Below are 21,803 nucleotides of genomic sequence, written 5' to 3'. Positions count from 1 at the left end.
CCGCGGTATGACCGACGACGACCCGACGGCGACGGACCCCGAGGCGTCCGCCGACGGACGGGAGCAGACAGCGGACACGACGGGGGACGCCGACACCACGACCGAGGACGGGGCCGCCGAGTCCGACACTGCATCCGAGGCGGTGGACAACGTCGACGCCAACGCCGACACCGACGCTGACGCCAACGCCGACACCGACGCTGACGCCAACGCCGACACCGACGCTGACGCCAACGCCGAACCGGAGATTCCGCGAGACGTGCAGAAGTATGCGCGCTTCAAGAAGATGGACGGCGCGCAGTACGACCGGGTCAACGAGTTCCTCCGCGACCGAACGTACGTCACGGCCCGCGAGTGGGCCATCGCGCGACTCTGCGCGGATTTCCGCACGGAGACGGGCGTCGAGATGACGAAAATCGGTGAGAACCTCCCCGAACTCGTCCCGTTCATGACGGACACGTACACCCCGCAGGCGGTCAATCAGGCCCGGTCGTCGTTCGAGGGAAAGGTCCACAAAGCGGGCGCGACGTTCCTCTACGGCGCGATGTCGGGCTTTTTCACCGCTGAAGAACTGGACGAGTTGATGTACGAGGTGACCGAGGTGGCGAAGTTCCTCCTCGAAGTCGAGGGCGTGGACCTCTCTGTCGCCGACGAACTGGAGGCCGAAGAGCGCATCTCCAGCGTGATGCGCGAGGTGCGCGACGCCAGCGCGGACCTCCGCAGAGAAGACCTGTCCGACGACGCGAGCGACGACTGACTCAGGCGTCTTCGTCGCCGCCGTCGTCCACGGGCAACAACGCTTCCGGGTCCGACTGGACGAACACGACGCGCCGGTCGCCCGAGAGCGGTCGAACGTACAGGCGCATCTCGCCGTCCTCGTCCACGCGTTCGAGCATCGGACTCGCTTCCTTCTTCGTGTAGTACACCGGGACGGCGACGGCCTCGCCGGCGTCCTCGGCCTGCATGACCACGACGGCGAACACCACGTCGCCGCGTTCGGCGCGGTAGGCGTCGTACGCGTCGAACGCCGCCCGTCCGACGACGTCCTCCACCGCGTCGAACTCGTCGCCGGGGACGAGGACGTCGAGGCCGACGCGACCCGTCTCGACGGTGTCGACGCGCGCCGGGACGGGCGTCACGTCGCCCGGATGGAGTTCCGTGACGGTCCACCCGGCCTCGCGGTACTCGGCCGCGGTGGCTTCCATGTCCGCCATCACGTTCTCCCAGAACTCCATGACGCCGGAGAGCGGGTGCGTCTCCTTCTCTCGGTCCGGGTCGTTCATGTCCCGTGTTCGGCCACCGCGCGAGCAAAAACGTTCCCCTCCGGTCTCGAAGCGGAGTGAAAAGCTATTTCGTGGCGAGGGAGGCAACTGTTGGCAATGAGTCTCCTCTCCCTCTCGGACCTCCGCACGCAGTTCGCGACGGACCGCGGTCAAGTGAAAGCCGTCGACGGCGTGGACTTAGAGATAGACGAGGGCGAGACGGTCGGTCTCGTCGGCGAGTCGGGGTCGGGCAAGAGCGTGACCGCCCTCTCGGCGATGGGTCTCGTGGACGACCCGGGCCGCGTCGTCGGCGGCGAGGTGACGCTCACGTCTCCCGAACTCGCCGAGCAGTTCCGCGAGGAGTACCGAAAGCCCGCCTTCGTCGACGGCGACGAGGTGGACCTCACCGCCGCACCCGAAGAGGCGCTTCGTTCGGTTCGCGGCGGCGAGATGAGTATGATCTTCCAGGACCCGATGACCTCGCTGAACCCCGCGCTCACGGTCGGCGAGCAAGTCTCCGAGAGCCTCCGCCTGCACCAGTACGGCGGCCGAAAGAAGGACACGTGGCTCAACGCCGTCCGCGAGATTCTCCCGAAGATAGGCGGCAAGGACCTCGACGAAGCGGTCGTCGAACGCGCCGTCGACGTGCTCTCGGAGGTCGGCATTCCCGAACCCACCTCGCGCGTCGACGAGTACCCGCACGAGTTCTCCGGCGGGATGCGCCAACGCGTCCTCATCGCCATCGCCCTCGCCTGCCGCCCAAAACTGCTCATCGCCGACGAACCGACGACGGCGCTGGACGTGACCATCCAGGCGCAGATTCTCGAACTCGTCAACGAGTTACAGGACGACCTCGGGATGTCCGTCCTGATGATAACCCACGACCTCGGCGTCGTCGCCGAGACGTGCGACCGCGTCGCCGTCATGTACGCCGGGGAGATAGTCGAGGAGGGGCCGGTCGAGGAGATATTCGCGAACCCCTCGCACCCGTACACGTACGCGCTCCTCGAATCCATCCCCACGGAGGACAAAGACCGCCTCACCCCCATCGAGGGGAACGTCCCCGACCTCGTGGAGATGCCCACCGGCTGTCACTTCGCGGACCGATGTCCGTGGGCCGTCGACGAGTGCCGCGAGGGCGAGATTCCGTTCCTCCAGCACGGCCCCGACGACGTGGACCACCGCGCGAAGTGTATCATGCAGGAGTTCGACGAGAGCGTCTACGGGTCCGGCGACGCCCTCGGGAAGGAGGACCACGAGATAGGCGACGAACTCCTCCGAGCGGAAGGGCTGAAAAAGCACTTCTCTCGGGCGGACGGCCTCTTAGACGAGTGGCTCGGCCTCGACGGTGCGAGCGTGAAAGCCGTCGACGGCGTCGACCTCTCGGTGTACGAGGGCGAGACGCTCGGGCTCGTCGGCGAGTCCGGATGCGGGAAATCGACCACCGGCGAGACCATCCTGCAACTCCTCGACGCGACGGCGGGTCGCGTCGTCTTCCAGGGCGAAGACCTGACGCAGATGGAGGGCTCCGAACTGCGGGAAAAGCGTCGCGACCTGCAGATGATATTCCAGGACCCGATGTCGAGTCTGGACCCCCGGATGACCGTCGGGCAGATTATCGCCGAACCGCTGAAGATTCACGACCTGCCGGAGGCGGAACCGCCGGAGGGGCAGAACCGCCGCGAGCAACGCCGTGACCGCGTGGAGGAACTGATGCGAGCGGTCGGACTCGAACCCGGCCAGCAGACGCGCTACCCGCACGAGATGTCCGGCGGCCAGCGACAACGCGTCGGCATCGCCCGCGCTCTCGCCGTCGACCCGGACTTCATCGTCGCCGACGAACCCGTCTCCGCACTCGACGTCTCGGTGCAAGCGCAGATTCTGAACCTGCTCGAAGACCTGCAGGACGAGTTCGGTCTGACCTACCTGTTCATCGCGCACGACCTGAGCGTCGTCCGGCACATCTGCGACCGCATCGCCGTGATGTACCTCGGCGAAATCGTCGAGACGGCGGCGACGGACGACCTGTTCGCCGAGCCGAAACATCCGTACACGCGGGCACTGCTCTCGGCGATTCCGGAACCCGACCCGACGGCGGAGACGGACCGAATCATCCTCGAAGGCGACGTGCCGTCGCCCATCGACCCGCCGTCTGGATGTCACTTCCGGACGCGGTGTCCGCAGGTCATCCCGCCCGAGGACGTAGACGTCGAACAGGCGGCGTACCGCGAGGTGATGGACCTCAGACAACGCGTCGAGTCGCGGAAGATAGACGTCGACGCCGTCCGCGAGTCCGTCGCCTCGGGCGACGAAACGGGGGCCGCCGCGGCCGCCACCGACGGCGGCGAACCGCAGGCAGTCTCCGCGGACGCCGTCGTCGCCGCGTTGTACGACCGGTTCTTCGACGAACCGCTGACCGGCGAGAACCGTCGCGTCGTCGAGTCGGCACTCGACGCCGTCGCCGCCGAACGCTGGGACGAGGCGGCGGACACGCTTCGCGGCCGGTTCGAGAGCGTCTGCGAACGCGACGCTCCGACGCTCGGAACGGGTGACCATCCGGCATCTTGTCACTTGTACGACGAGTAACGAAGCTCGACAGAATTCGACGTACGGCACCTCATTTGTACATTTTTTCTTCAGGGTCGATCACGGTAGAATCGACACTTTTAGGTGACAACTCGGATTGTTTCGGAACATGTCACGTGATATTGATAGACGTGCGTTCTTGAAGGCGGCCGGCGGTGCCGCGGCGGCGGCGACGCTCGCCGGCTGTGCGGCGGACCCCGACGAGACCGGAACGGGGACCGAAGGCTCCGGCACGACCGAGGCCGGCGGTGACGGGACCGAGGCCACCGAGTCCGGAACGGAGTCCGAGGGCGAAGGGTCGACGCTGACCTACGCCCGCGGGAACGACTCCGGGACGCTCGACCCCCAGAACACGACCAGCGGCGAGGACGTGAAGGTCACGAACCAGGTGTACGACCAGCTCATCATGTTCGAGCCGGGGCAGACGACCCTGCGCGAAGGGCTGGCGACGGAGTGGAACCTCGAGGGGACGACGGTGACGCTCACGCTCCGCGAGGGCGTGACGTTCCACAACGGCGACGACTTCACGGCGGACGACTTCATCGCGACGTTCAACCGCTTTACCAACCCCGACTACGAGTACTACCCCGGCGACAGCTACGTGTCGGCGTACGGCCCGTTCACGCTGGGCAACTGGATAGATTCGGTCTCGAAGGACGGCGACTACTCGCTGACCATCGAACTGAACCAGAAGTACGCGCCGTTCCTGCGCAACCTCGCGATGTTCGCCTCGTCGGTGCTCTCCCAGCAGGCGATTCAGGAACTCGGGCAGGAACTGGCGCAGAACCCGGTCGGAACCGGTCCGTTCCAGTTCGAGAACTGGGACACCTCCAACCAGCGCATCCGCCTCTCGGCGAACGGCGACTACTGGGGCGAGGCGCCGCAGGTCGACGAAGTCGTCTTCTCGGCCGTCGGCAGCAACACGACGCGCGCCCAGACGCTCGACAGCGGTGGCGCGGACATCATCGACGGCATCGGCGCGCAGGCGTCGAAAATCGTCCAGGACTCCTCGAACGCCGAACTCGTCCAACAGGCCGGTATCAACGTCGGCTACATGGCGTTCAACATGGCGAAGGTCGAGGCGTTCCGCGAGACGAAGGTCCGACAGGCAATCAGTCACGCCATCGACACGCAGGCGCTCGTCGAGAACATCTTCAAGGGCATCGCCGAACAGGCGAGTCAGCCCATCCCGAGCAACGTGTTCGGCTTCAACGACGACCTGAGCCCGTACGAGCAGAACCTCGAACGGGCGCAGACGCTCCTCGATGAGGCGGGCTACGGCGACGGCTTCAGCTTCGAGCTCGCGACGTTCAAGAACCCACGGACGTACAACCCCTCGCCGCTTCAGGCGGCGCAGTTGGTCAAGTCCAACCTCGCCGAAATCGGCATCGAAGTCTCCATCAACCAGCAGTCGTTCAACCCGTTCCTCGACTACACCAGCGCGGGGAACCACGACGCCTGTTTCCTCGGCTGGATGACCGACAACGCCGACCCGGACAACTTCTTCTACGCCCTGCTTCACCCGCAGGTCGCAGACGGCGAACTCACGGAGGGACAGGACTGGGTCTCCTTCGACGCGGAGGGCTTCAACACGCTCAACGTCGCCGCGTGGGCAAACCGCGACTACATGACGCTGGTCGAAGAGGCGCAGACGACGTACGACCAGACCGTCCGCGAGGAGAAGTACAAGCAGGCCGCTAAAATCGCGCACGACGAGGCGCCGTGGGTCTTCATGGACCACGCGAAGGAACTCCGCGGCGTGGCGAACCGCGTCTCCGGGTTCGTCCTCGCACCGATCAGCGGACCGTTCCTCAATCTCGTAAGCCTCAACTAACGCGTCGACAGTTATTTTTTCACATGGTATCGAAGCGCTTCGTTCTCAAGCGACTCCTCCTCCTCGTGCCGGTGCTTTTCGGCGTCGCGACGCTCGTGTTCGCCATCCTGCACCTCAGTCCGGGGGACCCGGCCCGCGTTATCGCGGGACAACGGGCGACGGACGCACAGGTCGCCGCGGTGCGGGCAGACCTGGGTCTGGACGACCCCCTGTGGGTCCAGTACGGTCGCTACCTCGTGGATATCGTGACGCTCAATCTCGGCGAGTCGTACATCATCCAGCGCGGGACGCCCATCCTCACCATCCTGCGCGCCCGCCTGCCGGTCACGCTCGAACTCGCCATCTACGGGCAGGTCATCGGCATCCTCCTCGGCATCCCGTTCGGCATCATCAGCGCGGTGAAGCAGGACACGCTGACCGACCACCTCACGCGCGTCGGTGCGCTGACGGGTATCAGCATGCCCATCTACTGGACGGGTCCCCTCGTCATCCTCCTGTTCGCGCAGTTCCTCAACGTCCTCCCGGCGTCGAACCGTATCGCCTCGCAGTTCGACCCGCCGGTGTACACCGGCCTCATCACCGTCGACACGTTCGTCTTCGGCCTCCAGTCCGGCGAGTTCGCCGCCTTCGTCTCGGCGGCGTCGCACATGCTCCTCCCGGCCGCCGTCATCGGCGTCTACGGCATGGCGCTCATCTCCCGGATGATGCGCTCGTCGATGCTGGAAGTCATCCGCCAAGACTACATGCGGACCGCCCGCGCGAAGGGCCAAGGCGCGAAGATAACCGTGATGAAACACGGCTTCCAGAACGCGCTCATCCCCGTAATCACCGTCATCGGTATCCAGTTCGGGACGCTCCTCGGCGGGGCCGTCCTCACCGAGACGGTGTTCGGTATCGGCGGCATCGGAACGATGCTCGTGCAGGCCATCGAAGTCGGGGACTACCCCGTCGTCCAAGGCACCGTGCTGGTCTTCGCCTTCCTGTTCACGTTGGTGAACCTCGGCGTCGACCTGACCTACTCGTACCTCGACCCCCGCATCGACCAGTAACATGAGCACCCAGACACAGACGGAGACCGACTCGACTCGCCGCGGCTTCGTGAGTCGACTCCGGGCCTCTCCGTTCCTCTCAGACCTGCTGTCGAACCGTCTCGCCCTCGCGGGTATCGCGCTCATCCTCGCGATGGTGGCCGTCGCACTCTACGCGCGAATCGGCGCGCTCGTCGGCTTCGCACCGACGTACGCCGAACTGCAGTCCTCGCAGTTCGGGGCGAACCCGAGTCTCGCCGCCCCATCCGCGGAGTACCCGTTCGGGACCGACATCCAGGCGCGCAACATCTTCGACCGCGTCCTCTACGGGTCGTGGTTGGCGCTGAAGTTCGGTACCGTCACCGTCGGTATCTCCACGGCCGCGGGCGTCTCGCTCGGCGTCGTCGCCGCCTACTACGGCGACATCACGGACAACGTCATCATGCGGACGATGGACGTGCTGTTGGCGTTCCCGTCGCTCCTGTTGGCGCTTGCGCTCGTCGCCATCTTCCCGAACGAACTCGGTCTGTGGCGGGCGGTGACGGCGCTGACGCTCGTCTACACGCCGCGGTTCGCCCGCGTCGTCCGCGGCGCCGCGCTGAAAGTGCTCGAAGACGAGTACGTGGACGCGACCATCGCCCTCGGCGCGACGGACCCGCGCGTCCTCGTTCGGCACGTCATGCCGAACTGTCTGGCGCCCATCACCGTCCAGTCGACGCTCAACTTCGGCCTCGCCATCATCGACCTCGCGGCGCTCTCGTTCCTCGGTTTCGGCGCCGAACCGGGGTCGCCCTCGTGGGGACTGATGCTCTCGAACGGCGTGAGTCAGGGGCTTCTCACCGGCGACTGGTGGTGGTCGTTCTTCCCCGGCCTGTTCCTCGCCGTGACCGTCCTCGGGTTCAACCTCCTGGGTGACGGTATGCGCGACGCACTCGACCCGCGGATGCGCGAAGCGGTCGACTGACCGCGCTCGACGGCCGCGCTTCTCTCTCGCTCATCGCTCATGTCACCCCCACCGGACGACACGCCGCGACGCGAACTCGACCGAGCGTCGCCGACGCTCTCGCGCCGTCTGACCGTCGCCGGCGGGGCGTTTCTCGTCGGCCTCGGAGGCGGCGTCGTCGCACTCGCTGTCGCCACTCTTCTCCTGTCCAGCGTCGCCGACGGCGCGGACACGGCCTTCCTCCTCGGCGTCCTCCTGTTCGGGTTCGGAACCCTGGGCTGGTCGGGGTCCGTCCTCGCCGGGCGGGGGTTCGAGGAGATGCAACGCCGACTCGACACCGGCGCGGACTGGACCGAGATGGACTCGCGCCGCGCGATGGCCCGCATCGGCGGGTTCGGCGCGGGCGTGATGCTCGCGGCGGCGACGCTCGGGACGCTCCTGACCTGAGGTTCAAATAGGAAGTCGGGGCCAGTCACCCCGTGACCTGACCACGGCCCCGAGTCGGTCCGCGGGAGTCCAGCACCCGACTCGGTTCGCTACCGCTGGCTGTCTGCCCTACAATAGCGTCTGCGCCAGTTTCCTCATCCGACCACACGCCGCCCGTGCGGTCGAGTGAGCGACGACTCGCAGACGCTCCTACACTCGGTCCGCGACGCTCGCACGCACGTTCTCGCCCGTCGCGTCGCCGAACGCTCCGTCCTCGTAGACGACGTTCCCGCGAACGACGGTCATCTCGGGGAAGACGCCGCGCATCCCCTCGAACGGCGTCCACCCGCAGTTCGAGTGCAGGTCCGAACCGCGAATCTCCCGGGAGTCGTCGGGGTCGAACAGGACGAGGTCCGCGTCGTTTCCGACGGCCACCCGACCCTTCGACGGCAGGTCGAATATCTCGGCGGCGTTCGCGGCGGTCACGTCGCGGACGCGTTCGTACGAGATGTCGTCGTTCCGCGCTCGTTCGAGCAACAGCGGAAGCATCGTCTCGACGCCCGGAACGCCGCTCGGAGCGTCCCACAGTCCCACGTCCTTCTCGGCGCGCGTGTGCGGTGCGTGGTCGGTCGCGACGATATCTATCTCGCCGGAGACGAGTCGCTCCCACATTCCGGCGCGACGCTCCTCGCTCCTGAGCGGCGGGTTCATCCGGCCGTACGTCCCCAACTCGGTGGCGTCCTCGCGCGAGAGGAACAGGTGATGCGGCGTCACCTCACAGGTCGCGCCGCCCGCCTTCGCGGCGTCGACGCCCTCCGGTGTGCTCGTGTGCGCGATGTGGATGGCCGCGCCCGAGTCGGAGCCGACTTCGACGGCGCGTTCGACGGCCGCCGCCTCCGCCTCGGCGGCGCGGTACTGACTCCAGACGTCGGCGTCGGCGGCCTCGCCGGTTCCGCCGGCGTCTCTGTCTCGCGCCGACTCGTCGAACAGGTCCGCGTCCTCGGCGTGGACCGTGACGGTCACGTCGGCGTCGGCGGCGCGCGACACCGCGTCCGCGAACAGATCGGCGTCGATTCCCATGTCGCCCGTCGAGTCCGCGAGGAAGACTTCGCCGAGTGCGAACAGCGGTCGGTCGAACAGCGAGTCGGGGTCCCAGTCGGGCGTCACGCCGCCGCTGATTCCGAAGTCGACGCACGACGCTGCGGCCAGCGCCTCCTTCTCGTCGAACGCCTCGCCGGTCGTCGTCGGCGGCGTGGTGTTCGGTTGGTCGGCGACGACGGTGACGCCGCCCGCGGCGGCGCTCTGCGACCCGGTCTCCCACGTCTCCTTGTGCGAGAACCCCGGTTCGCGGAAGTGAACGTGCGCGTCTATCGCGCCCGGAAACAGCATCTTCTCCGAGGCGTTCACGACCCGGTCGTCGTCCCGCGGTTCCAGCGACTCCTCGACGGCGACGACGGTCTCTCCCTCGACGCGAACGTCGCGGACGCGGCCGTCGGCCAGCGTCACATCGGTGACGAGCAGTGACATACCTGCCTCTCCCACGGAGGTGTCGTAAGCCCCGCGGTTACTCGCGGACGTCGCCGGAACCGGGGTCAGTCGGGGTCGCCCGACCCGACGGCCTCCACGCGCCGCCGTCGTTCACCGACGAACGCGTCTTCGAGCACGCGACACACCCGTTCGGCGTCGGCGGGGCCGCCGCCGCGGACGACGCTCCCGACCGTATCGGGCTCGAACGGCACGCAGAGGGCGTCGTAGACGGGGTCGAGCACGGCCGCTATCTCCTCGTGGTCGGCGACGACGACGATGCCGGAGACGAGTGCGACGTCGCGCTTGACTCGCTGTGCGATGCCGCATATCTTCCCGTGCGCCTGTACGGAGTGGTCGCCGGGGCAGAACGACGCGGACGGTTCGCCGCGCCGTGCGGGGACGCCGAGCGACCGCAGGGCGCGGACGACTGCCGTCGTCGCCGTCTCGTATCGCCCTTCCATCTCCGTTCGCGCGTCGTCGAGCGGAACGGCCGAGGCGAACGCGACGGTCCGTCCGGTGTAGGCGACGACGCGCCCGCCGACGCTCCGTTCGACCGCCGGAAACCCTCGTGACTCGGCCGCCTCGCGTGCCGCTTCGTAGCCGTCCGAACGCGTATCCCGCCGCCCGAACGCGACCTGTCGGTGCGGCGTCCACGCGCGAAACGCCGGTTCGCCCGTCTCGCCGGCCACGTCGGCCATCCGGGCCGTCACCGCCCGGTCGGCGTCTCTCGTCGCCGTCCGTCCGCGGAGCGTCCGGACGGAGTCGGCGGCTCTGTCGCCGTCCATGCTCCAGACAGGACCCGACGCGTCTAAGCCCTCCCGGTCCTCCCGTCTCGACATGGACGGCCACGAGTCGCGGACGGCGTCCCGGCCCGCCGCCCCCGCCGACGCCGACGAGGTGGTGACGGTTCCCGAGTCCGTGCTCCGGCGCTACCGACGGTTCTCGCTCTACAACTCGCCGTATCCGGCGCACGACCGCGGCTGTGCCATCGACCTCTACCCGGCGTCGAACGAGGGGCTCTCGCCCGTCTCCGGTGAGGTACTGGAGACGCGAACCGTCCGCGCGCCGCCGAAACCGTACGCTCACGGCGACGAGTTCCTGATTCTGGTCGACGCCGGCGACTACGTCGCCCGAATCCTCCACGTCGACCCCGACGTCGAGGCGGGCGAGACGGTCGAGGTGGGCGATTCGCTCGGGCAGATGATTCGCTCGGGGTTCTTCGCGCCGTGGGTCGCCAACCACGTCCACGTCGGCTTCCGTCGCCACGACCAGAACCTCCGGCGCGCGACGGGGTCGCTCCCCGCCGTCGCCGACGCGCCGGTCGAACCCCTCGCGTGGGACGGCACGGGAACCGTCGTCGAGACGGCGGCGACGTACGCGCTCCTCGACAGTCCCGTGCATCCGAACCCCGGCGAGACGTTCGCTGGCATCGGGACCGACGACGGCCGCGTCTTGGACGGCGGGTTCGCCCACTACGCGGCGGGCGGCGTCCTCACCGCCGGCGACGACGGACCCGTCTCGTTTCTCGGCCACCGCGTCGGCGACGCGACGGGCCGAAACGTCCCGTGGCGCGATATCGACGTGCTGGCGAACGGCGAGCGAATCACCGGTCTCTCGCTCTTTTCGGGACTGGACCCGGAGTTCGGCGCGAAACTCGTCTGTCCCGGCCACGAGTTCGCCGTCGGCGACGAGGTTCGCGTTCGGGTACGCGATACCGACGACCCGATTCGGCTGGGGTAGCGGTCGGTGGGTTCGGCTCAGCCGTGTCGCTCTCGGTGTCCGTCTCGTAACTCCTGATACCGCTCGTCGTCGCGAACGCGTTCGAGGTACGCCTGGAAGACGAGGGCGGCGGCGCGCTTGTCGGCGTCGGCCCACTCCCGCGGTTCGCGTTCCTCGCCGTCTTCGTACTTCTGCCCGCCGGGGTACTTCGCGTACCGCATCGACCGGGTGTACCCCATCTGGAGGTACTTCCGAGCCATGTCCATCCCGACGAAGTCGTCGGCGTCTCGGTAGGAGTCGTACCGGTCGTAGATGGCCGCTGCGGACTCCTCGGCGGACTCCTCGTCGGCGTACGACCAGTGCGGCAGCAGTTCGGACTTGTACGGTTCAACTTTGAACACGCCCTCCTCGCCGCGGCCGACGTCGTACTTCTCGGGATGTTCGCGGAAGTCCACGTCGTATTCGGGGCCGTCGTTCTCGCTCATACGCTCGATTCGGCTCCGAGGGGGTTCGCTCTGCTGGCCCGTGCGACAGTTATGTGTCTGGAAATCGAGGAATCTCGTATGACTGACGAGGGGCTGACTACGGAAATCAACACGATTCGCTCGCATCGAGACGGGGACGGAACCCTCGACGCCGTCTCGGCGACGGTCGAACTCTCTGGCACGGTGGAGACGCGCGTCCGCGTCCACTACGCCGTCGAGGAGGGCGTGGCGACGCTGGACCGCTTCGTCGTCGACGACGACATCTCCGTCTTCGAGGTCGCGGACCTCGCGTGCGTGCCGGTCGCCGAACGCGCTATCACCGTCATCCCCGGCGTCGAGGAGGTGGAACCGGCGTTGGAGACGTTCGGAAGAGCGCTCGAACTCGGGAAGAAGCTGTAGCCGAAGCGCGGCGGCGACGTCTCACCGGTGGCTACATACGCGCCGCCGCCGCCAACGGCTGTATGAGCGAGGATGGAACCACCGAGTTCCCGGACGACGCCGTCGCGTTCGTCCAAGCCTACATCGAACAGGAACACGGCTACCTCTCGTGGCTGGGGACGCAGGTAAACGAGATTTCGCCCGGTCGCGTCGTGATGACGATACCGTACGACGAGAAACTCACAAACACCACGAGTCCGCCGACGGTCCACGGCGGCATCGCGGCGACGCTCATCGACACCGCGGGCGGCGTCGCCCAGCGGACGATGCTCGGCGACCCGCTGAACGGCGGCGTCGCGACGGTGAACCTGAACGTGAACTACCTCCGGCGCGCCGCCGGCGACTTGCGCGCGACGGCCGAAGTCGTCCGCGCGGGCGGCACCATCGGCGTCAGCACCATCACCGTCGTCAGCCGACCCCCGAAACACGTCCGCGAGGACGAGGAGGCGTTCGAGCGGTGGGAGGGAACCGCAGACGAGGAGGCCGTCGCCACCGGTCAGGGCGCGTACCGCCTGTTCCGCGACTGACGCCGCGTCTCACTCGAACCGCACCTGCGCTCGGGGCGTCACCTCGCCGAACAGCCATCCCGCGTGGTCGAGGGCGTACTCTCGGTGCTCGTCTTCGATAGCGCCGATGGCGTCTTCGACGAGGACGGGCCGGTAGTCTCTGAGACCGGCGCTCCCCGCGGTGTGGAGGACGCAGACGTTCGCCAGCGTCCCGCAGAACAACAGGTCGTCGATGCCGTGCGCCCGGAGCCACCCGTGCAACTCCGTCTCGTGGAAGGCGTCGTAGGTGTGCTTCGTGACCACGTGGTCGTCGTCTCGGACGTCGAGTGCGTCGACCAGTTCGGCCTCCCACGTCCCCTCGAGGACATGTTCGCCCCAGCGGTCGAACTCGTCGTAGTAGTACGCGTCCGCGAACTGTTCGGGCGGATGGACGTCTCGCGTGTAGACGACGGACGCGCCGGCGTCGCGGGCGTCGGCGACGAGAGCGGTCACGTCGTCGAGAATGGCTTCGCTGGGCGGCGCGTACAGACTGCCGTCGGGGTGACAGAAGCCGTTCTGCACGTCCACGACGACGACGGCGGTTCGCTCGGGGTCGAACGTGTAGTCTCCCATACGTCTCCGAAGCCGGCGCGAGACCAAAACGGTGTCCCGGGATGCATTTTTGCGCGAGAGTCTCGGGAAAAAGGTACTTCCCCGCGGGGTCCCAGGGGGACGTATAGTATGCTAACGCGACACGGAATCGCCGTGGGTGCCCTCGCCCTCCTCCTCGTTCTCGCGGGATGTGCGGCACCGATGGTGAACCCGGACGGAGACGGTGGCGCGACGGGCGCGGCGTCCGACGCCGCGGATATCGCCACGCCGGACGAGAACTTCTCCGACCCGAGCGGTGACCCGCTGGGGTGGGAAGACGGCTACTGGTACAACGAGTCTATCGACGTGGACCAATCCGACGGCCTCTCGGACGCGGAGATGCGGACGTACGTCGCCCGGTCGATGGCCCGCGTCGAGTACCTCCGGCACAAGGAGTTCAAAGAACGCGTCTCCGTCGACGTGCTCTCGCGCGAGGAGTACCAAGAACAGACGCGATCGCGGTCACAGAACGCCTCCAGCGGTGACCAAGCAGAGTTCAGCGAGTGGAACAACCAGGTGTGGGAGGCGCTGTTCGTCACCGGCGAATCCGGCGACAGTCAGGAGGCGATAAGCGAGACGCAAGGGAGTTCGGTGGCGGGGTTCTACGCGCCGACGAACGACGCGATAACCATCATCACGCCCTCGCCCGACTCGCCCACCATCGACAACGTGACGCTCGTCCACGAACTCGTCCACGCGCTTCAGGACCAACATTACGACCTGACGAGCGACCAGTTCCGCGCGCAGACGCAGGACGCGGAGTTGGCCATCGACGGTGCCGTCGAAGGTGACGCGAAGTACGTCGAACTCCGCTACGTCGACATGTGCGGCGTCGAGTGGGACTGCGTCCAGACCCCGCCCGCGACGGGTGGCTCCGACCAGTCCGGCCAGTCCGCAGGCAACGGGAACGGCCCCAACCTCGGCATCCTCCTCACCATCTTCCAACCGTACTCCGACGGCCCGGTGTACGTCCACGACAAAGTGGAGGCGGGCGGCTGGCAAGCGGTCGACGAGATGTTGCAGGACCCGCCGGAGTCGACGGAACAGACCATCCACCTCACCGACGAGAAGCCGGTTCCCATCGAGTACCGGAGTCGCGCGACGAACGGGTGGTCCACGTTCCCCGAGCAAGGACAGCGAGGCTCTGACACCGTCGGCGAGGCGTCGATGTACGTGATGTTCTGGTATCAGGCGCGAACCGCCGGTGCGGACACGATTCGCCCGCAGAACGTCATCGAGACGGACGAACGGTACGACACGTACAACTACAACGCCGCGCCGTCGAACGGGTGGGCGAACGACCGTCTGTTCCCGTACCAGAAAGAGAGCGGCGACGAGACGGAGTACGGCTACGTCTGGGTCACCGAGTGGGACACGAAGGGTGACGCCCGCGAGTTCCGCGACGCCTACACGAAGATTCTCCGAGCGCAGGACGCGACCAAGCAGAGCGAGAACGTCTGGGTCGTCGAAGACGGCGAGTTCGCCGACGCGTTCCGCGTCCAACACGAAGGGACGCGCGTCGTCATCACCAACGGACCGAGCGTCGAAGACCTGAGCGACATCCGCCCGTCGTCGAACTGACCGACGGCCGACGCGCCGGGAAGCTTTTTTTCGCGCTCACCCACGATACCGTGTGAACGTCTCTCGCTCCTCGCTCGTCGCCGTCTCGTTCGCCCTCCTCCTCGTCCTCGCCGGGTGTAGCGCGCCCGTCGCCGACGCGGACGCGACGTGGTCGTGGCCGGACGACCCGCCGACGGACAGAATCGGCTGGGAGAACGGCTACTGGTACAACGAATCGATAGACGTAGACCAGTCCGACGGACTGAACGAGACCGAACAGGAGGCGTTCGTCGCTCGGACGATGGCCCGCGTCGAACAGATTCGGCAGTTGGAGTTCGACAAAACCGTTCCCGTCGACGTCGTCTCGCGCGAGGACTACCAGTCGAACCGGAACGTGTTCGTCTCAGAACCCGACCCGTGGGAAGAACAACTGTACGAGGCGACGTTTCTCGTCGGCGAGGACGAGTCAGTCGCGGAGGTGTTCTCCGAACTCTACGGCGGGGCCATCGCGGGTTACTACACGCCGAGCAACGACCGGATAGTCGTCGTCAGCGACTCGGAGGCGCCGACGATGAGTCGCGCGACGCTGGCGCACGAACTCGTTCACGCCCTGCAGGACCAGCAGTTCGGCTACGCCGCGCCGCCGCAGACGCGCGACGGCACCCTCGCGGAGGACGGTCTGTTCGAAGGCGACGCGAACTACGTCGAGTCGCTGTACGCCGAACGGTGCGCGGCCGAGTGGGACTGCGTCGAATCGCCCGCGCGGGAGGCCGGCGGCGGGTCGTCGTTCGACTTCGGCGTCTACCTCACCGTCTACGCGCCGTACAGCGAGGGGCCGGAGTTCGTCGCCGCGCTTCGAGAACGCGGCGGGTGGGAGGCGGTGAACGCCGCCTACGACGACGTCCCGGTCTCTTCGGAGCAGATTCTCCATCCGGACGCCTACCCCGACGAACGACCGGCGAACGTGACCGTCCCCGACCGGTCTTCGAACGAGTGGTCCCGCTTCGACCGTGACCCGGCCACGGACAGACTCGGAGAGGTGTTCGCGTACGTGATGTTCTGGGACGCGCGCGCCATCGACCAGTCCTCGCTCAGACAGCAGACGGGGGCGTACTCGCGGTACAACTACTCCACCGGCGCGACGGTCGGATGGGCCGGCGACAGCGTCGTCCCGTATCGGAGCGACGACGGCGAGTACGGCTACGTCTGGGCCACCGAGTGGGACACGAAAGGCGACGCCGACCAGTTCCGCAGGACGTACGAACGGTTCCTCTTACAACTGCGGATGAACGCCGACAGGGTGGACGAGAGCACCTACGTGATAGAGTCGGGACCGTTCGCGGACGCCTTCCGCGTGACGCAAGACGGCACCCGCGTCACCATCGTCAACGCGCCGACGGCCGAACAGTTGGACGACGTGCACGCGGCGTAGTCGACGCCGCCGAACACGTGCGCTTTTCACGGCCCCTGTGAATGGAGAAATATGGATTTCGACATCGTCGGCACCGACGCCATCCGCGAGGGGTCGGCGACCGACGCCTACTTCGAGCGGACGGAGACGACGCTTCGGTACGCGGAGAAGGACCCCCACGTCGTCGCCGAGGTGACCGCCGACCAGTTCCCCGACGGCGACTACGAACTCCTCGCGGGCGTGAAAGACGCCGCCGCCCTCCTCGAAGGCCACGACGTGGACGTCGACGCGATTCCGGAGGGCCGCCTGTTCGACGGCGGCCCGGTCATGCGAATCGAGGGGAACTACCTCGACTTCGCCCGGTTCGAAACCTCGCTCTTGGGCTTTCTCTCGCACGCCTCCGGCGTCGCCACCGCCGCACTCGACGTGCGCCGCGCCGCGCCGGAGTCGACGGTGCTCTCGTTCGGCGCGCGCCACGTCCACCCCTCCATCGCCGCGATGGTCGAGCGAAGCGCACTCGTCGCCGGTCTGGACGGGTTCTCGCACGTCGCCGCGGGCGAGGTGCTGGGGAGAGAGGCGTCCGGAACGATGCCGCACGCCCTCCTCATCTGCTTCGGCCGAGGGAACCAAGAGGAGGCGTGGCGAGCGTTCGACGAGGCGGTGGACGAGGACGTCCCGCGCGTCGCCCTCTGTGACACCTACAGCGACGAGACGGACGAAGTGCTCCGCGCCGTCGACACCCTCGGCGACGACTTAGACAGCGTCCGTCTGGACACCACCTCCTCGCGCCGCGGCGACTTCCGGCACATCGTCCGCGAGGTGCAGTGGACGCTCGCCGCGTACGACCACGACGACGTGGACGTGTTCGTCTCCGGCGGCCTCGGCCCCTCGGACCTGCGACATCTCCGCGACGTGGCCGACGGGTTCGGCGTCGGCGGCTACGTCTCGAACGCCGACCCGGTGGACTTCGCGCTCGACATCGTCGAGATAGACGGCGAACCGGCGGCGAAACGGGGGAAACTTACGGGCGTAAAGGAGGTGTACCGCACGCAGGACGGCGGCCACCACGTAGGCCTGAGCCGTGCGGACCCGCCCGCCGACGCGGAACCGCTCTTGGAACCGCTGATTCGCGACGGCGAACTCCTCACCGAGGAGTTCGATATCGACGCCGCGGCGGCGCGCGCGGCGAACGACGCGGACCTGTGTGGCTACGGCGCGGAGTCGCGACTCGACGGGTGAGAAGGCGCAGAAGTCGAACGCGGTCGCTCGTGCTCTCGTAACTCCGTGCAGGCTACAGTTCTTCGACGCTGCCGCCGTCCGGACGCTCGCGGAACACCTGGCCTTCGAACAGCGTGACCATGGCGTCTTCGTCCTGCCACGCCAGCGGCGAGAGACCGGCCTTCCGGCAGGCGTGCGTCAGGAACTGCTCTTTCGACCAGCCGTTCTCGACGGGAATCGTCGGGTAGAGCCAGCCGTGGCTCCCGTCTTTGTCGATGGCGACGCCGTGCGTTCCGAGTTCTAGGTCGGCGACGGGGTCGTTGGTGAGAACGTGATTACAGACGATACAGACGGAGATATTGAGGTTCGGGAGTTCGGGCGGTTCGATTTCGGACCCGCACGAGTCGCCCGACGCGGCTTGAATCGCCGCGTCGACGATGGCGTGTCCCAGTTGATCTTTCCCTCGATACGCGCCGGCACAGCCACGGAGACGGCCGCGGCCGCGTGTGGATTGGATTCGGACGAACGCCCCGGTACGTGCGTAGAACGCATCACGCATACTCCCCGGTTGTTCTCGTTGGCCGTGGAGTACGTACGATTCGACCGATTCACGCGCTAGTTCGACCGCCCTCGACCCATCGTCGTACGTGAGTCGAACGGTCTGCGCCTCGGACATGGTGTGTACGAGGCACTCGTCAAACTTGAACGCTTCCCTTGTCACCACCCTGATTCGTCCTGTATTTAGCCCGCTCGTTCGTGATGGACTCGGCGAATCGCCCGCGAACGGCCGAATCGAACCCCTTATTGGACTCACGGGGGTAGAGAGAGACGGCAGAGAGAGCCCGGTTCCCGTGTCCTGTCGGACAGCATTCCTGTCCGCGGACATGAGGAAAGTCCCCCCACCGTTCGGACAGGTGACCGGGCGCAAGCCCGGAGTCGGAGACGACTGGCTCTGGAACAGAAACGAGACCCCTCGGTCCGACCGATGAGACGCGCGGGTGGACGGACGTCCACCGGCGGCGCGTGCGGGGCTACCCGCACGCGTGCGAACCGACCCGTAAGGGAAGGGAGCTAACCCGTCGAGGGACACGTGGTCACTCCGTGACCGCGGGAGGTGAACGGCGTCAGCCGTGACCCACGGGGCGACGGCAGTCGCCCCGGACGCGAACGGTGCGAACCGTGCGCAGACGACCGAGAACGGATGGAACGGCGAAACTTCACCGGTGCAAGTCCGCGCCGATAAGGTAGTCCGAACAGCACGTTCGGGTTCGCCCGGCGTGCCCCCTCACGGGGAGGACGCGGACGCTCAGCCGAATGCCGGGTAAAAACAGAAGGGGGCTTACTCCTCTCAGCCGCTCTCGACCGACGAGATGTTGTTATCTCATCCTCTTCTAATTAATAATATATCGCACTAAACGGGGGCGTTTTCGTAGATGGATTAATAACCACGACCGAGCTAGTAGCTCGTATGAATCGAGACGGTCACGACCACGACGGGGGTGAGAACGCCCACGACCACGCCCGCGACGGGTCGGAACACGCACACGGTGCCGGCGACGCGCACGGCACCGACGACGCCACGGACGCCGCGCACGACACGGCCGACACGGACGCCCCGGGCGCGACGTGCGGGTGCGACGGCGAGTGTGCGGATTCGTCTTCCGCCTCCGAATCGGGTGCGACCGAGGCGGAGGCGACGTCCGCCGCCGACGAGGGCGTCGCCGACGGCGAGACGCTTCGCCTCTCGGTCCCCGACATGGACTGCGCCTCCTGTGCGGACAAGGTCACAAAGAGCGTCCGCGCCGACGCCGGCGTCCGCGACGTGGACGCGCAACCGACGACCGGGACGCTGTTCGTCCGGTTCGACCCGCGGACGACCGACGGCGACGCGGTGCGGTCGCGGGTCGAAGGTGCGGGCTACGCCGTCGCCGACGAGGAGACGGTTCGGTTCTCCGTCCCGGAGATGGACTGCGCCTCCTGCGCGGGGAAAGTGTCGAACTCTCTGGAGAGCGTCTCCGGCGTCGTCTCGTTCGACACCCAACCGACGACGGGGCGGGTGACGGTCACCTACGACCCCGACGTGGCCTCCCGCGGTGACCTCGTCGCCGCCATCGAGGGCGCGGGCTACGCCGTCGAAGACGACGGGGAGAGCGATTCGCCGAGCGACGTCTGGCGCAGTCGGCGCGCGCTGAAGACGTGGAGCGGTGCCGTCTTCCTCGCGACGGGTCTGGCGCTGGAGTTCGTCTTCTCCGCGCTCGACGCCGTCCTCGCCGCCCCCCTCGGCTACGAAGTGAGCGTCGCCTGGGTGCTCTACACCGCCGCCGTCCTCCTCGCCGGCATTCCGATCCTCCGAAACGGCTACTACTCCGCGAAGAATCTGAGCCTCGACATCGACTTTCTGATGTCGGCCGGTATCCTCGGCGCGATGGCGGTGAACATGCCGTTCGAGGCGGCGACGCTCGCCGTCCTGTTCAGCGTCGCCGAACTGTTAGAGCGGTTCTCGATGGACCGCGCGCGCGACTCGCTCCGCGAACTGATGGAACTCTCGCCGGACACGGCGACGGTCCGCCGCGGAGAGGCCGAATCGGTCGTCCCCGTCGAGGACGTGGCCGTCGGCGAGACGGTGCTGATTCGACCGGGCGAACGGATTCCGCTCGACGGCGTCGTCACCGAGGGGACGTCCGCGGTGGACGAGTCGCCCATCACCGGCGAGTCGGTGCCCGTCGACAAGGGGCCGGGCGACGAGGTGTTCGCGGGCAGTATCGTCGCGGAGGGCTACCTCGAAGTCGAGACGACGACGCTCGCGGGCGATTCGACGCTCTCGCAGGTCGTCTCGATGGTCGAGGACGCCAACCGCGAGAAGACCGAGGCCGAACGCTTCATCGACCGTTTCGCGCGGTACTACACCCCGATTATCGTCGCGGGCGCGATACTCACGGCGTCGGTTCCGCCGCTCCTGTTCGGCGAACCGTTCCGGATGTGGTTCGTGCGCGCGTTGACGCTCCTGGTCGTCGCCTGCCCGTGCGCGTTCGTCATCTCGACGCCCGTCTCCGTCGTCTCGGGAATCACGTCGGCGGCCCGAAACGGCGTCCTCGTGAAGGGCGGCCAGTACCTCGAAGCGATGAGCGACGTCGAAGTCGTCGCCATCGACAAGACGGGGACGCTCACGACGGGCGAACTCGGCGTCACCGACGTCGTGGCGCTCAACGGCAACGACCCGACCGACGTGCTGGGATGCGCCGCGGCCATCGAGTCCCGCAGCGAACACCCCATCGCGCAGGCCATCGTCGGGCACGCCGCCGAACGCGACGTCCCCGACAGGGAGATTCGCGACTTCGAGTCCATCACCGGCGAGGGCGTGAAGGCCGTCCTCGACGGCGAGACGCACTACGCCGGCAAGCCCGCCCTGTTCGAGTCGCTCGGCTTCGACCTCGAACACGCGCACGTCGAGACGGACGGTGGACAGGTGACGAAAGACGCCCGCGACTGCGACCACGGGACGTTCCTCGACCTGACGAACGAGGTCATCCCGCGCCTCCAGTCGGAGGGGAAGTCCGTCGTCCTCGTCGGCACCGAAGACGAGATAGAGGGCGTCGTCGCCGTCGCCGACACCGTCCGCCCGGAGGCCGCGTGGGCCGTCTCGCGCCTCCGCGAACTCGGCGTCTCGCGCGTCGTGATGCTCACCGGCGACAACGAACGGACCGCGCAGGTCATCGGCGAACGCGTCGGCGTCGACGAGGTTCGCGCGGACCTCCTGCCCGACCAGAAAGTCGACGCCGTCCGCGAACTCGCCGCCGAGTACGACTCCGTGGCGATGGTCGGCGACGGCGTGAACGACGCGCCCGCCCTCGCCGCCGCCACGGTGGCTATCGCGATGGGCGCGGCGGGGACGGACACGGCGTTGGAGACGGCGGACGTCGCCCTCCTCTCGGACGACCTGACGCGCCTGCCGTACCTCCTCGACCTCTCGAACCGCACGTCGTCGGTCATCAGACAGAACGTCTGGGCGTCGCTGCTCGTGAAGGGCGCACTCGCCGTCGGCGCACCTCTCGGCCTCGTCACCGTCGCGATGGCCATCGTCGTCGGCGACATGGGGATGAGTCTCGGCGTGACGACGAACGCCCTGCGTCTGGCGGGCGTCGAACCCGATTCGGCCGCTGCGGACCACGAGTCGGCGTCTCCCGCCGATTCCTCGGCTGCGTGACGCCGTCGACGCTCGGGCGGAACGTT

The 21,803-nt window shown here is 67.3% G+C and carries 19 protein-coding genes and 1 other RNA gene; 14 read left to right on the top strand and 6 right to left on the bottom strand.

Features of this window, described 5'->3' with window-relative positions; translation table 11 throughout:
- Positions 1–7: 7 nt before the first annotated feature.
- Entirely contained in the window at positions 8–757 is a 750-nt protein-coding gene (locus BM282_RS17860; protein ID WP_089883584.1) for a DUF5806 family protein, read from the top strand.
- Between the two features lies 1 nt (position 758).
- On the opposite strand, the gene BM282_RS17855 is transcribed toward BM282_RS17860, so the two are convergent.
- On the bottom strand, positions 759–1,283 hold the full coding sequence (locus tag BM282_RS17855) for a DUF7529 family protein (RefSeq protein WP_089883582.1): 525 nt from the start codon (positions 1,281–1,283) through the stop codon (positions 759–761).
- A 96-nt stretch (positions 1,284–1,379) separates the two neighbouring features.
- Here BM282_RS17855 and BM282_RS17850 point away from each other — a divergent pair, with 96 nt between their 5' ends.
- The 5 genes from BM282_RS17850 (at position 1,380) to BM282_RS17830 (ending at position 8,100) form a co-directional block, all read left to right on the top strand.
- The gene (locus tag BM282_RS17850; protein WP_089883580.1) at positions 1,380–3,848 is read left to right on the top strand and encodes an ABC transporter ATP-binding protein; all 2,469 of its coding nucleotides are present in this window, start codon (positions 1,380–1,382) and stop codon (positions 3,846–3,848) included.
- A 109-nt stretch (positions 3,849–3,957) separates the two neighbouring features.
- Entirely contained in the window at positions 3,958–5,682 is a 1,725-nt protein-coding gene (locus tag BM282_RS17845) for an ABC transporter substrate-binding protein (RefSeq protein WP_089883579.1), read from the top strand.
- A 23-nt stretch (positions 5,683–5,705) separates the two neighbouring features.
- Positions 5,706–6,731: an ABC transporter permease gene (locus tag BM282_RS17840; protein ID WP_089883577.1), complete on the top strand. Its 1,026-nt coding sequence runs from the start codon at positions 5,706–5,708 to the stop codon at positions 6,729–6,731.
- Between the two features lies 1 nt (position 6,732).
- Positions 6,733–7,674, top strand: a complete 942-nt coding sequence (locus tag BM282_RS17835) for an ABC transporter permease (protein ID WP_089883575.1) — start codon at positions 6,733–6,735, stop codon at positions 7,672–7,674.
- 39 nt (positions 7,675–7,713) lie between these two features.
- On the top strand, positions 7,714–8,100 hold the full coding sequence (locus BM282_RS17830) for a DUF7268 family protein (protein ID WP_089883572.1): 387 nt from the start codon (positions 7,714–7,716) through the stop codon (positions 8,098–8,100).
- Between the two features lie 189 nt (positions 8,101–8,289).
- Here BM282_RS17830 and BM282_RS17825 read toward each other — a convergent pair whose 3' ends face one another.
- Together BM282_RS17825 and BM282_RS17820 are read right to left on the bottom strand one after the other, a co-directional pair.
- On the bottom strand, positions 8,290–9,606 hold the full coding sequence (locus tag BM282_RS17825; protein WP_394327797.1) for a dihydroorotase: 1,317 nt from the start codon (positions 9,604–9,606) through the stop codon (positions 8,290–8,292).
- Positions 9,607–9,671: 65 nt separating this feature from the next.
- Positions 9,672–10,391, bottom strand: coding sequence for a lipoate--protein ligase family protein (locus tag BM282_RS17820; RefSeq protein WP_089883571.1), 720 nt, complete (start codon positions 10,389–10,391; stop codon positions 9,672–9,674).
- A gap of 52 nt (positions 10,392–10,443) precedes the next feature.
- Here BM282_RS17820 and BM282_RS17815 point away from each other — a divergent pair, with 52 nt between their 5' ends.
- Positions 10,444–11,346 (top strand): hypothetical protein, encoded by a 903-nt coding sequence (locus BM282_RS17815; RefSeq protein WP_394327795.1) that lies wholly within the window; start codon positions 10,444–10,446, stop codon positions 11,344–11,346.
- 17 nt (positions 11,347–11,363) lie between these two features.
- Here the strand turns inward: BM282_RS17815 and BM282_RS17810 are convergent, their stop codons facing one another.
- The gene (locus BM282_RS17810; RefSeq protein WP_089883569.1) at positions 11,364–11,810 is read right to left on the bottom strand and encodes a DUF4385 domain-containing protein; all 447 of its coding nucleotides are present in this window, start codon (positions 11,808–11,810) and stop codon (positions 11,364–11,366) included.
- Positions 11,811–11,888: 78 nt separating this feature from the next.
- Between BM282_RS17810 and BM282_RS17805 the strand changes: the two genes are divergently transcribed.
- A complete protein-coding gene (locus BM282_RS17805) occupies positions 11,889–12,209 on the top strand; it encodes a hypothetical protein (RefSeq protein ID WP_089883567.1) in 321 nt (106 codons plus the stop codon).
- Between the two features lie 62 nt (positions 12,210–12,271).
- Entirely contained in the window at positions 12,272–12,775 is a 504-nt protein-coding gene (locus tag BM282_RS17800) for a PaaI family thioesterase (protein WP_089883565.1), read from the top strand.
- Between the two features lie 9 nt (positions 12,776–12,784).
- On the opposite strand, the gene BM282_RS17795 is transcribed toward BM282_RS17800, so the two are convergent.
- Positions 12,785–13,366 carry a cysteine hydrolase family protein gene (locus BM282_RS17795; RefSeq protein WP_089883564.1) on the bottom strand — a complete coding sequence of 194 codons (582 nt, stop codon included), beginning with the start codon at positions 13,364–13,366 and terminating at the stop codon, positions 12,785–12,787.
- Between the two features lie 108 nt (positions 13,367–13,474).
- Between BM282_RS17795 and BM282_RS17790 the strand changes: the two genes are divergently transcribed.
- From BM282_RS17790 to BM282_RS17780, 3 genes are read left to right on the top strand one after another with little or no spacing between them, the layout of a single operon-like run.
- Positions 13,475–14,965, top strand: a complete 1,491-nt coding sequence (locus BM282_RS17790) for an Hvo_1808 family surface protein (protein WP_089883562.1) — start codon at positions 13,475–13,477, stop codon at positions 14,963–14,965.
- A gap of 52 nt (positions 14,966–15,017) precedes the next feature.
- The gene (locus BM282_RS17785; RefSeq protein ID WP_089883561.1) at positions 15,018–16,376 is read left to right on the top strand and encodes an Hvo_1808 family surface protein; all 1,359 of its coding nucleotides are present in this window, start codon (positions 15,018–15,020) and stop codon (positions 16,374–16,376) included.
- A gap of 51 nt (positions 16,377–16,427) precedes the next feature.
- Positions 16,428–17,594: a nicotinate phosphoribosyltransferase gene (locus BM282_RS17780; protein ID WP_089883559.1), complete on the top strand. Its 1,167-nt coding sequence runs from the start codon at positions 16,428–16,430 to the stop codon at positions 17,592–17,594.
- Between the two features lie 52 nt (positions 17,595–17,646).
- Here BM282_RS17780 and BM282_RS17775 read toward each other — a convergent pair whose 3' ends face one another.
- Positions 17,647–18,249 carry a TIGR00296 family protein gene (locus BM282_RS17775; protein ID WP_089883558.1) on the bottom strand — a complete coding sequence of 201 codons (603 nt, stop codon included), beginning with the start codon at positions 18,247–18,249 and terminating at the stop codon, positions 17,647–17,649.
- 154 nt (positions 18,250–18,403) lie between these two features.
- Between BM282_RS17775 and rnpB the strand changes: the two genes are divergently transcribed.
- An RNA gene (gene rnpB / locus BM282_RS17770) (RNase P RNA component) lies at positions 18,404–18,927 on the top strand.
- Positions 18,928–19,041: 114 nt separating this feature from the next.
- Positions 19,042–21,777 (top strand): heavy metal translocating P-type ATPase, encoded by a 2,736-nt coding sequence (locus BM282_RS17765; protein ID WP_089883556.1) that lies wholly within the window; start codon positions 19,042–19,044, stop codon positions 21,775–21,777.
- Positions 21,778–21,803: the final 26 nt, after the last annotated feature.

Origin of the sequence: Halogeometricum limi (genome assembly GCF_900115785.1) — an archaeon.
Lineage (GTDB): Archaea > Halobacteriota > Halobacteria > Halobacteriales > Haloferacaceae > Halogeometricum > Halogeometricum limi.
Note: the sequence above shows the minus strand (reverse complement) of the source record. Positions and strands in the feature narration are given on the sequence as shown.